14 protein-coding genes and 1 pseudogene are annotated in these 14,133 nt (G+C 70.9%); 6 read left to right on the forward strand and 9 right to left on the reverse strand.

Features of this window, described 5'->3' with window-relative positions; genetic code table 11:
- Positions 1-60: 60 nt before the first annotated feature.
- Positions 61-1,023: a LysR family transcriptional regulator gene (locus tag ACIQ7M_RS30640; RefSeq protein WP_403650520.1), complete on the forward strand. Its 963-nt coding sequence runs from the start codon at positions 61-63 to the stop codon at positions 1,021-1,023.
- A 96-nt stretch (positions 1,024-1,119) separates the two neighbouring features.
- On the opposite strand, the gene ACIQ7M_RS30645 is transcribed toward ACIQ7M_RS30640, so the two are convergent.
- From ACIQ7M_RS30645 to ACIQ7M_RS30660, 4 genes and pseudogenes are all read right to left on the reverse strand, one after another.
- Complete coding sequence (locus ACIQ7M_RS30645; protein WP_403650522.1) at positions 1,120-1,989, reverse strand: SDR family oxidoreductase; 870 nt, start codon at positions 1,987-1,989, stop codon at positions 1,120-1,122.
- 120 nt (positions 1,990-2,109) lie between these two features.
- Positions 2,110-2,640, reverse strand: a complete 531-nt coding sequence (locus ACIQ7M_RS30650; protein ID WP_403650524.1) for a hypothetical protein — start codon at positions 2,638-2,640, stop codon at positions 2,110-2,112.
- Between the two features lie 25 nt (positions 2,641-2,665).
- Positions 2,666-3,040, reverse strand: a pseudogene (locus ACIQ7M_RS30655) (acyl-CoA dehydrogenase family protein); the annotation flags it as partial.
- 1 nt (position 3,041) lies between these two features.
- Positions 3,042-3,854 (reverse strand): SDR family oxidoreductase, encoded by an 813-nt coding sequence (locus tag ACIQ7M_RS30660; protein ID WP_403650526.1) that lies wholly within the window; start codon positions 3,852-3,854, stop codon positions 3,042-3,044.
- Positions 3,855-4,323: 469 nt separating this feature from the next.
- Between ACIQ7M_RS30660 and ACIQ7M_RS30665 the strand changes: the two genes are divergently transcribed.
- The 3 genes from ACIQ7M_RS30665 (at position 4,324) to ACIQ7M_RS30675 (ending at position 6,755) form a co-directional block, all read left to right on the forward strand.
- Positions 4,324-5,322, forward strand: a complete 999-nt coding sequence (locus ACIQ7M_RS30665) for an NAD(P)H-dependent flavin oxidoreductase (RefSeq protein WP_403650528.1) — start codon at positions 4,324-4,326, stop codon at positions 5,320-5,322.
- Between the two features lie 50 nt (positions 5,323-5,372).
- Complete coding sequence (locus ACIQ7M_RS30670) at positions 5,373-6,161, forward strand: enoyl-CoA hydratase-related protein (RefSeq protein ID WP_403650530.1); 789 nt, start codon at positions 5,373-5,375, stop codon at positions 6,159-6,161.
- A gap of 72 nt (positions 6,162-6,233) precedes the next feature.
- Positions 6,234-6,755 (forward strand): hypothetical protein, encoded by a 522-nt coding sequence (locus ACIQ7M_RS30675; RefSeq protein ID WP_403650532.1) that lies wholly within the window; start codon positions 6,234-6,236, stop codon positions 6,753-6,755.
- A 151-nt stretch (positions 6,756-6,906) separates the two neighbouring features.
- Here ACIQ7M_RS30675 and ACIQ7M_RS30680 read toward each other — a convergent pair whose 3' ends face one another.
- From ACIQ7M_RS30680 to ACIQ7M_RS30690, 3 genes are all read right to left on the reverse strand, one after another.
- The gene (locus tag ACIQ7M_RS30680; RefSeq protein WP_403650534.1) at positions 6,907-7,590 is read right to left on the reverse strand and encodes a TetR/AcrR family transcriptional regulator; all 684 of its coding nucleotides are present in this window, start codon (positions 7,588-7,590) and stop codon (positions 6,907-6,909) included.
- 44 nt (positions 7,591-7,634) lie between these two features.
- Positions 7,635-10,280 (reverse strand): rifamycin-inactivating phosphotransferase, encoded by a 2,646-nt coding sequence (gene rph / locus ACIQ7M_RS30685; RefSeq protein WP_403650536.1) that lies wholly within the window; start codon positions 10,278-10,280, stop codon positions 7,635-7,637.
- 281 nt (positions 10,281-10,561) lie between these two features.
- The gene (locus ACIQ7M_RS30690; RefSeq protein ID WP_403650538.1) at positions 10,562-11,689 is read right to left on the reverse strand and encodes a methyltransferase domain-containing protein; all 1,128 of its coding nucleotides are present in this window, start codon (positions 11,687-11,689) and stop codon (positions 10,562-10,564) included.
- A 235-nt stretch (positions 11,690-11,924) separates the two neighbouring features.
- Between ACIQ7M_RS30690 and ACIQ7M_RS30695 the strand changes: the two genes are divergently transcribed.
- Positions 11,925-12,332 carry a hypothetical protein gene (locus tag ACIQ7M_RS30695; protein WP_403650540.1) on the forward strand — a complete coding sequence of 136 codons (408 nt, stop codon included), beginning with the start codon at positions 11,925-11,927 and terminating at the stop codon, positions 12,330-12,332.
- Positions 12,333-12,426: 94 nt separating this feature from the next.
- Positions 12,427-12,927 carry a hypothetical protein gene (locus ACIQ7M_RS30700; RefSeq protein WP_403650542.1) on the forward strand — a complete coding sequence of 167 codons (501 nt, stop codon included), beginning with the start codon at positions 12,427-12,429 and terminating at the stop codon, positions 12,925-12,927.
- Between the two features lie 120 nt (positions 12,928-13,047).
- On the opposite strand, the gene ACIQ7M_RS30705 is transcribed toward ACIQ7M_RS30700, so the two are convergent.
- Positions 13,048-13,353 carry a hypothetical protein gene (locus ACIQ7M_RS30705; protein WP_403650544.1) on the reverse strand — a complete coding sequence of 102 codons (306 nt, stop codon included), beginning with the start codon at positions 13,351-13,353 and terminating at the stop codon, positions 13,048-13,050.
- Positions 13,354-13,393: 40 nt separating this feature from the next.
- Entirely contained in the window at positions 13,394-14,092 is a 699-nt protein-coding gene (locus ACIQ7M_RS30710; RefSeq protein ID WP_403650546.1) for a VOC family protein, read from the reverse strand.
- Positions 14,093-14,133: the final 41 nt, after the last annotated feature.

Raw genomic sequence — 14,133 nt, forward strand, 5'->3', positions numbered from 1 at the left:
GGATCAAACAACCGCATGAGCGCACGCCACAACCATCGGTTGTGGCGTTAGGGTGGCCATGTGGACCTCGACGCCGTCCGGACGTTCGTCGCCGTCGCCGACGCGGGGCAGTTCCAGGAGGCCGCCGCCGAGCTGGCGGTCACCCAGCAGGCCGTCTCCAAACGCGTCGCCGTGCTGGAGCGGACCCTCGGGGTGCGGTTGTTCACCCGCACTCCGCGAGGCGCCGAGCTCACCATCGACGGTCAGGCGTTCCTGCCCCACGCGCGGGAGCTGCTGCGCGTGTCCGAACGCGCGGTCGCGTCCGTGCGCACCGGCCGCCGTCCACTGCGCGTCGACATCATCGCCTCGCGCGGCGCGGCGTCCGGTCTGATGCGCGGCTTCCACGGTACGTACCCCGAGATCGACCTCGACGTGGTCATGCTGTTCGAGATCGAGACGGCCGTCGGCGCCGTCCGGTCCGGTGCGATCGACGCGTCCTTCCGTGCCGTCGCCGCGCCGGGCCGGCCCCTGCCCGAGGACATCGAGTCGGTCCGTGTGCTCGACGAGCCGCTCCACCTGCTCACCGGACCCGCCCACGCGCTGGCCGGGGCCCCTTCGGTCACCGTCGCCGAGCTCGTCGGGCACCGGATCTGGATGCCGGGCATCGTCCCCGGGACCGAGTGGGCCGCGTACTACGACGACCTCGCCGCCGAGTTCGGACTCACCATCGAGGCGACCGGCCCGAACTTCGGCTCCGACGCGCTCCTCGACACCGTCGCCGACACCCCGGCGCTCGCCACGTTCATGGGCGAGCGGACCCTCCCCAGGCTGTCGCCGGGAGGTGCTCCGAACGTCTGGCGCGACGAGCGCGGGCTGCGGCTGATCCCGGTGACCGACCCGGCCCCCGTCTATCCGCACTCGCTCCTGTGGCACCGGGACAATCCCCATCCGGCGCTGACCACGCTCCGCGCCTACCTCGCCGGTGCGGCGGCCGGTCACGACGCGGCCGGGACCTGGACCCCTCGCTGGGTGATCCCGCGCTGAACGCGGCCGCGGGACTCGCCGCCCGCAGGCAGTTTCTGAAGCTGTTCCTCTGGCAGTTCCTGAGACCGTTCCCCCGGCTGCTTCCGAGACGGTTCCTCAGTCGGTCGACGATCCGTCGGCCCCTGCCCGCAGGACCTCGTCCAGCGATGTCGCCCGGTGCCCGGTGAGATCCTCGACGGCTGTGGTCACGGTGGCGAGGGAGCCGTCGGCGATCGCCGTGTAGGTGGACACCCATGCGGCGAGCTGCCAGTCGGGTGCCCCGTACCCGGCGCGGGAGACGTATGCCTCCTCGATCGTCTCCGGGACGTAGGTGATCGGCCTGCCGCCGATGGTGGTGAGGGTCCGGGCGACCTCCGTGAGGGTGAGTGCCTCCGGTCCCGTGAGCTCGTAGGTGTGGCCGGCGTGCGGACGCGGATCGCGCAGGACCGCCACCGCGGCGTCGGCGATGTCGTCCTGGGCGATCAGGGCCGCGCTGCCGTCACCGGCCGGCCCGCGGATCGCGCCGTCGGCGCCCACGAGAGCGGGCATGAAGTCGGCGTAGAGGTTGTCGCGCAGGAAGGTGAAGGGGATTCCGGCGGCGCGGATGTGCTGTTCGGTGTGCCAGTGGTCCCGGGCCAGTGTGAAGGTCGCGTCGGGCGCGGCCCCGTAGAAGGAGATGTACACCAGGTGCGCGACCCCGGCCCGGGTCGCGGCGTCGATGAAGGTGCGGTGGTCCTGGAGCCGGTCGGGGGACTCCGAGGCCGAGACCATCAGGACGCGGTCGGTGCCGCGCAGGGCGGCCACGAGGGCTTCGTGGTCGTCGTAGGCACCGGGTACCGCGACCGCGCCGGGGAGTTGCGGCGCTCGGGAGGGGGTGCGGGCCAGGAGGGTCTGCGCGATGCCGGTGGCGGCCAGCCGGCGTGCGATCCGTCCGCCCAGGCGGCCGGAGGCTCCGGTGATCGCGTAGGTGGCATCGGTGGGAGCCAACGTATTCCTCCTGGGGCGGATGGGAGCAGTGGTCCGACGAGCGAGCGGTACGACGAGCGAGCGGTACGAGACGAGTGTGACGCCAGAGCGCTTCGGTCGCGCCTCGGGTGACGCCTGCGGTCACGCCTCCGGGCTCGTCAGCCATCGGCCCGGGTGCCCGGGAGGCAGTTGGAGATCTTCGCGCACGGCCGCGTAGTAGCCCTCGCGGCCGACGCGTTGACGTTCCAGGAGCGCTTGCCATGCCCCTGGATCGCGGGTGCCCGCGCGCTGGAACCGTTCCATCTCCATCACCACGGTCACCCATACCCGGGCCCGGTCCACCACCGCGCGGCTCCCCAGCATGAGCAGGGCTTCTCCCGGAGGATCGCGGTCGTCGGTGGCCCGGGCCAGGAGCGGTTCGGCCTCGGCCAGCGTCAACGGGTGCGGATGCGGGTCGTTGCCCAGGTGGGCGGCGACCCGGTAGGTGAGGGTCACCGACTTCTTCAGCGACCGTGCGTACTCCGAGTACACGGCGAGGCGCCGCTCCTCCCACCGGCCGGCCCGATCGCGCTTGAAGCGTTCGCGATCGCTGCGGACCAGTGCGAGATAGGAACCGAGGGCACCGATCACGACACCTATGAGAGCGGGGAGTTGCTGAAGAAACGCGGACATGATCGAACCGTACCGACCGCGGAGGTCAGGCGAGCAACGAGCGGCCGATGATCTCCGTCGTCCCGCCGTGGATGGTCTGGACACGGCCGTCGGTGAACGCCTTGGCGATCGGGTACTCGGTCATGTAGCCGTAGCCGCGGTGGAGTTGCAGACACCGGTCCGCGAGACGCTTCTGCAGTTCGGTCGCCCACCATTTGGCCATCGAGGCATGGACGGCGTCCAGGGAACCGTTCGCGTGTTCCTCGACGCAGCGGTCCAGGAAGGCCCGGGTGACGGCGCACTCGGTCGCCATCTCCGCGAACTCGAAGCGCACGTGCTGGAGTTCGGCCGGCGGCCGCCCGAACGCCTCACGTTCCTTCACACACCGTGTGGTGATCTCCAGCAGGCGCTCCGCTCCGGCGTCATCGCGCGGCCGAGGGGAGCAGGCGGCCGGCCTCCTCGATCGCGCGGACGCTTTCGAACGAGCCTCCGCTGTCACAGGGGATCACCGCACCGGAGATGTACGCGGCGGCGGACGACGACAGGAACATCGCCAGGTCGGCGATCTCCTCGGTGGTGCCGAGGCGGCCGAGCGGAACGCTCCTGACCGACCTGGCGCCGTCCGGGTCGTCCCACGGGGAGAGCCGGGCCAGTCCCTCCGTGCCGGCGATCGGTCCCGGCGCTATCGCGTTCACGCGTATGCCCTTGCCGCCCCACTCCAGCGCGAGCACCCGGGTGAGCTGGTCCACGCCGGCCTTCGCCGCGCACACATGGGCCTGATAGCGCACGGGGATCGTCGCCTGCGGCGCGGTGATGTTGATGACCGAGGCGCCGGGCGCCAGGTGCTCGAAACCGGCGCGCAGGACGTGGAAGGTGCCATTCAGGTCAATGTCCACGACCACCTTGAAGCCGTTCGACGACAACTGGCCCGCCTCGGCGAGGAAGTTGCCCGCCGCGCCGGACACCAGGACGTCGACCGGACCCCACTCCGAGCGCACCGCCGCGAAGACCTCCGCGACCGAGCCCATGTCCCGCACGTCGGCCACGAAGCCGCGGACCGGGTTCCCGTGCGTGCCGAGCCGCCTCACGGCCGCGTCGACGTTGGACCGTCTCCGGCTGGCCACCGCCACCGAGGCACCCCTCGCGGCGAACGCGTCGGCGATGGCGAGGTTGATGCCGGACGTGCCGCCGAACACCACCACCCGCTTGCCGCTGAAGTCGAACTGGACGTCCATGCGCGTCTCTCCCTGGGCCTCTGACGGATGCGAACAGCCGCACCGCTCACGGTGGGCCGACGCTGTGATGACGGCAGCGTCGATCAAGCTGACAAAATAGTCAAGTCTTGAGTTGACGACTCCCTGGCCCGATAGGCATGGAGATCTGGAGATCGTGGTTGTGCGCGCGACACCCTGTACGTCTACGTGCAAGTGTGATGCGCATCTCTTCGACAAAAAAGTCAGATCGGAGATCGGCCCGATGCGCGCTCGGGAAAGCCGCTGGTCGTGCCGCGTGCGGGAGGGTCGGGAGTGCGGGTGTCGACGTCATCGGGGGCGCTTGGGCAGCCGGTGGATGCCCTTGCCCGATTGTGCAACGAGTTGCACAATCGCTGCCCTGTCCCTGTCCCTGCTCTTGTCCCTGCCGCAGCCCTTTGCCGTTGGCCGTCATGCCACCGAGGGCTCGACGCACGCCGTCAAAGGACCCGCCATGCCGCTGCCCTCCGCCCTGTCACGGCCCCTCACGCTGCCCGTCGTGGGCTCGCCCCTGTTCATCGCCTCGGGACCCGAACTGGTCATCGCCCAGTGCCAGTCCGGTGTCATCGGCTCGTTTCCGGCGTTGAACGCCCGGCCCGTGTCACTGCTGTCCGACTGGCTGGACCGCATCACGGAGGAGAACGCCGCGTACGCGGACGCGCATCCGGACGCCGTCGTCGCCCCGTTCGCGGTCAACCAGATCGTGCACCGCTCGAACGACCGCCTCGAACGCGACATGGACGTGATCGTGAAGCACCGGGTGCCGATCGTGATCACCTCGCTCGGGGCGCGTCCCGAGATCAACGACGCGGTGCACTCGTACGGCGGGACCGTGCTCCACGATGTGACCAGCGACGCGTTCGCCCGTAAGGCCGTCGAGAAGGGCGCCGACGGCATCATCGCCGTGGCCGCCGGCACCGGCGGCCACGCCGGAACGCAGTCCCCCTTCGCCCTCGTCCAGGAGATCCGCGACTGGTTCGACGGCCCGCTGCTCATGTCCGGCGCCATCGCCCACGGCCGGTCGATCCTGGCGGCCCTGGCCGCGGGCGCCGACCTGGCCTACATCGGATCGGCGTTCCTCTCGACCACCGAGGCCAACAACCCACCTGCCTACAAGCGGATGATCGTGGACAGCACCGCCAAGGACATCGTCTACAGCAACCTGTTCACCGGCATCCACGGCAACTACCTGCGCGGCAGCGTCACCGCGGCCGGACTCGACCCCGACGACCTTCCCGAGTCCGACCCCTCCGCCATGGACTTCGGCTCCGGCGGCAACACGAACGCCCGGGCGTGGAAGGACATCTGGGGATCCGGACAGGGCATCGGCGCCGTCAAGGAGAGCCGCACCGTCGCCGAACTCGTCGCGACGCTCAAGACGCAGTACGACGATGCGCTGCGCGGTCTCGCGGCGAAAACCTCGATCCACGCGGCTCCGTCGACAACCACCTGAAGCCCACTCCCCGTCGGTCGATCCGGCACCGAGCCAGGAACGGAATCACCATGCCCAACGCCGCCGTTGTCACCACGTCCACACAGGGACACGTCCGGACGATCCGGCTCGACCGGCCGACCCGGATGAACAGCCTGGACCTGAACGCCAAGGCCCGTCTCCTGGACGCGTTGCGGACCGCGGCCGACGACCCGGACGTGCGCGCCGTCGTGCTCACCGGAACCGGACGGGCCTTCTGTGTCGGCCAGGATCTGAAGGAAGCGAGCACCGTGGGCGACGGACAGGCCATGGCCGACGCCGTCCGGAAGCAGTACAACCCTCTCGTACGGACGCTCCTGGCCATGCCGAAGCCCGTGGTCGCCGCGGTCAACGGGGTCGCCGCGGGTGCCGGCCTGGCACTCGCGCTCGCTTGCGATGTCCGGATCGCCGCCGCGTCCGCGACGTTCACCACCGCCTTCGCCGGCATCGGCCTGTCCTGCGACACCGGGATCTCCTGGACCCTGCCCCGCGTCGCCGGACGCGCGGTGGCGCTCGACCTGCTGCTGCGCCCCCGGCTCCTCGGTGCGGCGGAAGCGCTCGACCTGGGACTGCTGCAACAGGTCGTCGCCGACGAGGAGTTCGAGGACACGGTTCGCCGGAGCGCGGCCGAACTGGCCGCCGGACCCACCCGTGCGTTCGCCGCCATCAAGACCGCCGTGACCCTCGCCTCCGGATCGACGCTCGACGACGCGCTGGAATGCGAGGCGGCACAGATCGCCGAGACCGGCGCTTCAGTCGACTACCAAGCCGGCCTGAACGCCTTCCTGGCCAAGAGGAAGCCCGAGTTCACCGGGTGCTGAACCGTCCGCGCGGCCCCCGACCTTCCGGGTACACCTGGTGCGGCCGGTGCGGGATGGCCCAAGCTGGCCCGCATGGACTGGTTGCCACTGCTCTCCACCCTGGCCGGGGCCGCGATCGGCATCGGCTCGACCCTCATCGCCGACCGGAATCGGTGGAAGCGCGAGGATGCCAAGGACGGAGTCCGCCTCCGGCTCGACGTCTACACGCAGTACACCACCACCGTGAAGGTCCTCGGTGAGACCCTGCGGGCCCTGGCCGGGCGCGAGCACCCTTCCGACGACGCGCGGGCGCACGCGCTGCGCGAGGCCTTCCGGGACTCCGGCATCGGCATCGCGTCGGAACGGATGTGGCTCACCGCACCCGAACCCGTCGTCAAGGCCTCCAACGGTGTGTTCCACTGCCTGCGCCACATCTGCGACGGCTATGTCGAGGGCACCGCTGTGAGCAGTCCGGAGGACCGCGCCCGCTGGGAGGCACGCGGCATAGCGGCCGCCAAGATGCGCCGGCTGATGCGTGACGACCTCGGAGTCGGCCCCCTCACCGAACGCCACAGCCCCCTGCTCGACGACGACACGGACCCCGCCAGGCCGTGAAGGCGACCGAGGCACCAATGCCTTGAGGCGACACGTCCTGGAACGGTGTCGTGATCCGTGACGGGAGACACCGAAGGGCCTCGGCGCGGGAGCCCGAACGGTGGCGGCGCGGGAGCGTCCTCAGCAGCCGGACACCAACCGACCCCCCGCGTCAGCCGGTTGGTGTGCCGGCGGAGGCGCCGGCACGGTCGGCCCAGTCCTCGTCCGGTGCCCCGCGCAGTCCGATGGCCGCCGCCCACAGCCGTGAGAGATGGTCGACGACCGTGTCCTCGTCGTACGGCTCATCCATGGAGGATCTCGCGTGGGCGACCTGCTCGACCATCGATCCCAGTGCCAGCGCCGTCAGCCGGGCGTCCAGGTTCGGATTGGCCAGCCCCGCCTCCTGGAGCCGCCGCACGCCCCTCGTGGCGCGGCTGACGTAGAACTCCCGGATCTCGAGGACCATTTGGCGCAAGGTCTTGTCCGCGGCCGCCCCCTGGTCCACGAGCCGCAGCACCTTCGACGCCCTGTCCCAGGCACGCAGGTACAGACGGTTCGCCTCCACGAGCTTCGTGTACGCGTCGTCCGCGGTGTCCGGCGGCACCAGACTGGACGCGAACATCTCGCCGGCGACCGATCGGACGACGTGGTGCAGCAGGTCTTCCCGGGACTCGAAGTACGTGTAGAAGGTGCCGTACGAGACGCCCGCCGCCTGGGCCACCGCCTCGGGGCTGAAGGCCGGCCATCCCTGCCGCTCCAGGACGTCGCGCCCGGCGAGGATCAGCGCGTCACGAGTCCGCCGGCCACGCGTGGTGGTCGGCGGCGTCGGAGCCGGCTTGGTCCTCTGTCGTCCCATGCCCCCCATCATCGCACCGTGCCCGACCCCGTCCGTGCGGTCGGTCAGGACAGGAGCTCGACGTACCCGTCGGTGCCGTGCACGCGGATCCGCTGACCGTCCCGGATCAGCCGGGTGGCCCCTTCCACGCCCACGACGGCCGGCAGACCGTACTCCCGGGCGATCACCGCGCCATGGGTCATCAGGCCGCCCACCTCCGTCACCAGGCCCGCGACCGCCACGAACAGCGGCGACCAACTGGGGTCGGTGAACGGCGTGACCAGGATGTCGCCCGGTTCGAGATCGGCGTCCGCCATGTCGAGGATGACGCGGGCCCTGCCCTCGACCGTCCCGGCGGACACGGGCAGGCCGATCAGGGAGCCGTCGGGCGCGTCGTCACGCCGGTAGGCCCCGTTGACCGCCTCACCCTCCGAGGTGAGCACCCGGGGAGGGGTGAGCGCCTGGTACGAGCGGAACGCCTCCTTGCGCCGCTGGACGAGCCGGTCGTCCACCCGGTTCGTGCGCACGACCTCGTGAACCTCCTGGAACGTGAGGTGGAAGACGTCCTCCTTCTCGGCGAGCACGCCCGCCCGCACGAGCCGCTCGGCCTCCTCCAGCAGAGCCCGCTTGTAGACGAAGGTGCGGCTGACGATGCCGTACTTCGGGTACTCCCGGTATCCGGCGAAGGCCCTGACCTGGTCGATCATCCGCTTGGTCGCGTCGGCTCTTTGGTCCCCGTCCGGCAGGGCTCGCAGGCGTGCCAGTACGTCCTGTTCTTTCTCCAGCGCTCTGTGCCGTCCCTGCTCGAAGCGCCGTTCGGCCGCGCCCGGCTCGAAGTTCCTGACGTTGTCGAGGATCACGGGCACGAGCGTGGCGGGGCGCTCGCGCCACCGCGGCCGCGTGATGTCGATCTCGCCTACGCAACGCATGCCGTACCGGTCGAGGTAGGCCTCGATGGCGTCGCGGGCCTCGGTCCCGCCGGGGAGCTTCGGCAGCTCGTCCAGGAAGCCGTCGTCGTCGACGCCCCGCAGGAACGCCACCACCTCCGGCCGTGATCGGATCACGTCGGCGACGTCGAGCAGGTCCAGGCCCATCTCCGACGTGATGTTGTCGGGAGCGGACAGCGTCAGCGTGTCGGCCGCGTTCTTCTCGCCCAGCCACTCCAGCAGCTTGTCGTTGAGCCACCAGGTGGCCTCCATCCCCGCCATGATCGCCCGCATGTTCAGCGGATCACCGAGGACCCGCTTGTGCTCCTCGAAGGCCTCCAGCAGGAAGTCGAACAGTTCCGTTCCGGTCTTCGTACGGATGCCGCGCTCCAGGTCGGCGACGGACGCCCGGCTCCGCTCGATGAGTTCGGCGACGATGGCGGGATCGGCCTCGGCCGGGGTGGACCCGTCGGCTGCCGGGGGCCCGCCGGGGGCCGGATCGGGGAGCGAGGGGACGAAGCCGTCGCGGTCCAGTACGGTCTCCAGGGCGCTTCTGACCAGCGGGTCCCCCTTCCCCATGACGTCCAGGAGGGCGGCCCGGTTCGCGGGTGAGGCCAGCCGCCGGGTGACGTCGACGAAGAGCCTCCCGCCGGCCTCGTGCATGGGCACCATGGCCGTGAGCCGCCACATGGAGTGGCCCAGCGGCTTCATCGCGTCGGTCATCATCTGCTGATGGCCGACGGAGACGTAGACGTGGTTCTCCTGGTCGTCGGCCTTCGGGACCGGGAACAGCGTCGTGATGGGCCGGCTCTGCACGATCCGGAAGTCGTCGTCGGCCAGGCACCATTCGATGTCCTGAGGGCTGCCGAAGTGCGCCTCGATGCGCCGCCCCAGCCGTACGAGCCGTACGACCTGCTCATCCGTCAGCGCCGGCTGTTCCCGCCGCCGCGCGTCGACCGCCACGTCCCGCGTACCACCGGCCGGCAGCGCCTGAACGGCACGCTGTTTGGCGCCGATCGTCCGCTCGACGACGACGTCGTCCCGCACCTTGAAGACATCCGGGTTCACCAGTCCGGAGACCAGCGCCTCGCCGAGGCCGAACCCGGCGTCCACGGTGGCGACCTTCCGGTTGCCCGTGACGGGGTCGGCCGTGAACAGGATCCCGGACGCCTCCGGGAACACCATCCGCTGCACGACCACGGCCATGTGGACCGCACGGTGGTCGATGCCGTTCCGGCGGCGGTAGGTCACCGCCCGCTCGGTGAACAGCGATGCCCAGCACCGGCTGATGTGCCGCAGGATCTCCGCCGGCCCCACGACGTTCAGATAGGTGTCCTGCTGACCGGCGAAGGAGGCCGTCGGCAGGTCCTCCGCCGTCGCACTGGACCGAACGGCGTAGGCGGCCCGCTCGTCACCGTGCCCGGCCAGCGCGCGGGTGATCTCCGCCGCGAGATCACCGGGGACGGCGATCTCCTCGACGGTCCGGCGGATCCGCGCGCTGAGCGTACGGATCGCCTCCCGGTCGTCCGGGTTCACACGCGACAACTCGTCGAGCCGGTCGTCGAGCGACTGCTCCGCCGCCATGATCCGGCGGAACGCGCCCGTCGTCACGACGAAGCCGGCCGGTACACGGACGCCCTCGATCTCCGACAGCCCACCAAGATGCGCGCCCTTGCCGCCGACGACCGCGACCCGCGTCCGGTCGGCCTCTCGAAGATCCAGCACGTACCGCTCGTCCTGCACGTACCGATCGACCTGCTCGTCCCGCTCGAACTGCTCTGTCATCGCGATGCCTCCGGGGCGGCCGTGCTGTGTCGTCCTGCGCTGTGCGGTCACTGGCGCCCCCACTCTGTCGAACCTCTTGCCGAACACGTCGTCGTCCCTCGTTGCCTTCCCGCTGACGCGGCGTCCGGCCGCTCCGCCAGTCGGGCGGCGCGCACCCGACGCCTTCGCGGGCCGGGGCACAGAGCGACGATTGTGCGCGGTGACCGGGGCCTTGCGGCAAGCCCCCCAGTGCGCTATACGTTGAGACAGGCAAGGAGAGGGCTCTCCTTGCCCTTGTCGTTTCAGGCCACGAGCAGGCGGAGTCCGAGTTCCGCCGCGTCGAGGGCGACGAGGTCGCGGTTGCGGTCGGCCCACCGGCCCGAGGACAGGTCCTCGCGCAGCCGTGTCACCGCCCGCCGCTCGGCCTGCGGTCCGACCCTGGTCCATACGGACACCGCGCGGCGCACGGGTTTGTCCAGGTACGCCTCGGGCCTGCGCCAGTGGGCCTCGAAGAATCCGTCGGCGCAGTCCCACGGGATGAGCACCGGCTCGGCCCGGCCCCCGATCGCGCGGCTCAGGTCGGCCACCGAGGGCCAGTCGACCAGAAGGTCGGCGGACTCGGGCAGATAGTCGCGGATGAGCCAGAACCGCTCACGCCAGGCCGGGCTGTCGGCGTCGTACGTGACCACCACGACGCGACGGGCCACGCGCCGCATCTCGCGCAGCCCGGCGATCGGGTCCCGCCAGTGATGGACGGTGCTGAACGCCATCGCCGCGTCGAAGGACCGGTCCTCGAACGGCAGGTTCTCCGCGCTCGCGGCCACGCAGGGCGCGGCGTCCGCGGGGCGCTGGGCCCGCATGACCGCCGACGGTTCCACCGCGGTCACCTCGCGGTCCGAGGGTTCGTACGAGCCGGTGCCGGCGCCGACGTTCAGCACCGTCCGGGCGTCCCCGAGCGCCTCCCAGACCCGCGCCGCGATCCGCGGCTCGGTCCGCCGGGTCGCCGGGTAAGCGGATCCGATGGCGTCGTACAACTGCGCTCCGAACATGGTCAGTTGCTCCTCCGGTGTCGTCCTGATCCCCATGGACCGTGCCTCCAGTTCCCTGTCTATCGCCGTCACCATGGCCGCCGCGCGGTCCCGCTGTTCCAGCAGCAGGCCGCGCAGCCGGTGCAGGTGCGTGACCGCGTCGGTGGCCGGGTCGTCGACCAGATCCGCGATCTCCCGCAATCCGAAGCCCAGCCGCCGGTACGCGAGCACCTCGCGCAGCCGCTGCACGTCGCCCGTCGCGTAGGCCCGGTAACCGACCGGGGTCCGCGCGGACGGCCGTACGAGGCCGATCTCGTCGTAGTGATGCAGCGTGCGGACGCTCACGCCGGCCAGCTCCGCCACGCGTCCCACGGTCAGGTGTTCCTCCACGCCACCGACCATGCGGCATCACGCCGCGTGAGGGTCAAGACGCGCGCACCGGATACGGTCTTGTCAACACGGTTGAGTCCCTTGATAGTTGACCCGTTCCATGGTGATCCGCTCCATGGAACGGGGGCCGATGACTGGGGGGGGCAGCGTGGTGTGGGGTGCCAGGAGTACGGCGGAACTCGGTGACAGACGCGGGAGTTACCCGATAGCCGGTGCGATGGGCGGGGTTCTGCAGATGTTCCGCCGCATGATCGTGGGGTTCTTGCTGGTCTTTCTGGGATTCCTGATCTTCAAGAGACCTCATGGCGGGCTCTCCAAGGGGCTGATCGCGGTCGCCGTGATCCTCGGCCTGATCGGGCTGCGGATCGCGTGGGGTTGGCTGTCCGCGCGGGCCGGGGCGCGCCTGTGCCACATCCACACCGGCGGTCTCGCCGTCACCGGACTGTTCGGCCAGGTGAAGCACGTCGTTCCGTGGGACCGGATCACCGAGCTGAGGCACATGTCGAACCTGTCGCCCCTGCTCACCTTCCACCGGTTCGAGCTGGTGCGGCGCGACGCCAGGACCGTGGCGATCCTCGTCCTCCAGGCGAACCCGGAGTTCGTCCCGGCCCTGCAGCGAGCGTCGGAGCTGGGCGGCCTGCGCACGGAACGGTGAGCCGGTCACCGGAGCGCCAGGGGTCTGCTCCTCTCCCCGCGCCGCGTCCCGCTCCTCTTCCCACGGCGCGCCGGGGTGGGCCGGACGGGGGCGCATGGACACCGTCCCGCTGAGTCGAGGTGACCTGCGGTGGGTCTTTCCGGAGACGCGGGACCCCGAAGCGGTCCGCGGCGCCCTGTCCGAGGCGGACGCGCATGCCTGGTCACTGGCCCGGTATCTCGGTGTGCGTGGCGGGACGGGCGGTGGCCTCGTGTTCCGGCGGACCGAGGGGATCGTGGCGGCGGGGCTCTTCGCGGCCACCGAGGCGGAGGGAGCCGACTTCACCGCCGGTCCGTACTTTCCGCGCCGGTGCCTGTGGGACCTGCGATGGGGGCCACCGTGGGAGGTCGAGGCGGAGATCGTGGTCGTGTGCGATCAGGTGCCGGACTGCGGCGGGCATACGCTCGCCGCGAGGGCGGACACCTTCACGACGCCGCTCGAAGCCGCCCGAGGCCTGGTGGAGGCGACCGCCTGGCTGCTCGAACGCGGACGCGCCGCGTCCCCGGCCTCCTGGCGCTCCCGGGACGACGCCCGTTGCCGCGAGGCGGCTCCGTAGAGCAGGCCCTCACGGTGCCGCGCCACCGCTGCGACGTGCGCGACCTTCAGAGGCGCCCGGCCGACCCCGGGCAGGGCTGTGAACCGCTCCGGCGGGCCGGTGGATCCCGGCGGATCCGTGTCAGGAACGGGACGGCAGCGAGGTAGCGGGCGTCTCGTCGACGAGGAAGAGCCTGAGACGGCACTCGTCCTCCGCCTCGACGCCCACCCGCCGGCCCCAGTGGGCGGAGAGGCGGTGCGCCACGTCGACCAGCCGACGGCGGTCCTCCCGGGTGTACGCGGGATACCTCGCCCATCCCTCGTCGGCGATCCTGTTGCCGAGCTCGGTGAACAGCAGCGCCCGGAAGCGTGCCTCTTCCTCGGCGGAGAGCGGTTCGGGCGCGTCCTGCGCGGGCCGCGTCCGGACGTTGTACAGGTCTCGTGTCACCGCTCGGCCCGCCCTTCGCTCCAGCTCCGTTCGCGTGAGCCTATCGCTGCTCGGCGGGCGGCTCGGGGGGACCGGCCACGCCGACGCAGGCCTCGTTGCCCTCGGGGTCGGCCAGGACCCAGTTCGACGGGGCGTCGGCGTCGCTCACCAGGCGCCCGCCCGCCGCCAGGGCCGCGGCGATCCGTGCCTCGGCCTGGTCGTACGGCACCCACACGTCGATGTGGACGCGGTTGCGCTGCGGCCTCGGGGCGTCCATCGCCTGGAAGTAGAACGGCGCTCCGCGGCCGCCCGGGTCGACCAGGTCCTCGGCGCTGTTCGCGCGGTCCCGGTAACCGAGCAGGGCACGCCAGAACGGCACCACGTCGGCACCGGAGAGCGCGTCCACGGTGACCTGGACGGTCTGGACGGCGGAGGGGTCGGCCGTGATGTCCAGCGAGCGCGCGAGCGCGGAGATCTGCCCGGCGAGATCGATGTGCCGCTCGGTCAGTCCGTAGTAGTCGTCCGTGAGCGTGATCAGCCGTACGGTCACGCCCTCCCGGCGCAGGTCGACGTCCGGGTGGTCGTCGACGACTCCCGGCAACTCGCCGATGGCCCGCACGAGTTGGGCGCCGGCCGCGAACGACCCGGTTCGGAAGTAGGCGCACGCCCCCTCGCCCACCACACGCCAGTCCTCGAGGCCGGCGGTCTCGTGGAAGCGCTGCGGCCTGATGGGTTCGGTCCTGTTCTCTCCCTCGATCATGCCGTCAACGTAGCGTGCGACGCCGACAATCCCTCGCCCCT

Source organism: Streptomyces sp. NPDC096324, assembly GCF_044763015.1.
GTDB lineage: Bacteria > Actinomycetota > Actinomycetes > Streptomycetales > Streptomycetaceae > Streptomyces.